The 605-nt window shown below is 59.0% G+C and carries 2 rRNA genes; both read left to right on the top strand.

What is annotated here, in order from left to right:
• Window positions 1-113: ribosomal RNA gene (locus ACFPCY_RS43055) — 16S ribosomal RNA — on the top strand; the annotation flags it as partial.
• 404 nt (window positions 114-517) lie between these two features.
• A 23S ribosomal RNA gene (locus tag ACFPCY_RS43050) occupies window positions 518-605 on the top strand; the annotation flags it as partial.

The raw sequence follows: 605 nt of genomic DNA, 5'->3' as shown, positions 1-605 counted from the left end.
GAAGCCCGTGGCCCAACCCGTAAGGGGGGGAGCGGTCGAAGGTGGGGCCGGCGATTGGGACGAAGTCGTAACAAGGTAGCCGTACCGGAAGGTGCGGCTGGATCACCTCCTTTCTAAGGAGCATCAATCGGCCACATCGTCTCCCCCTGGGGAGAGTGTGGTCGGTGGCCATCGTCAGCGGCGAATGTTCGCTGGGTGGCTGCTCATAGATGTGGAGCACTGGTTATTCATCAGGCGTCTTGTGCGTCTCGGCTAGTACCGCCCGTGAGGGGAGTGGGAACGACGAGTTCGGGCAGGTCGCGGGGTGGACACGCTGTTGGGTCCTGAGGAAACGGACGTTGAGTCCGGTCCTCTTGGATCGCGGGACCAGATGTCGGCCGGGTGAGCATTCACCTGGCCGCGCTGGTAGACCCGGTTGTTTTTTGAGAACTACACAGTGGACGCGAGCATCTCTGAACGAGACTCCATGTTTTGTGGGGTTTTGTTCTCTGTTGCGATTTGTTTGATCGTTTCGTGTGTTCAAGTTTTTAAGGGCATACGGTGGATGCCTTGGCATCAGGAGCCGATGAAGGACGTGGGAGCCTGCGATATGCCTCGGGGAGTCG

The organism is Actinomadura gamaensis (assembly GCF_042652125.1).
GTDB lineage: Bacteria > Actinomycetota > Actinomycetes > Streptosporangiales > Streptosporangiaceae > Spirillospora > Spirillospora gamaensis.
This window is presented reverse-complemented; position numbering and strand designations above follow the sequence as displayed.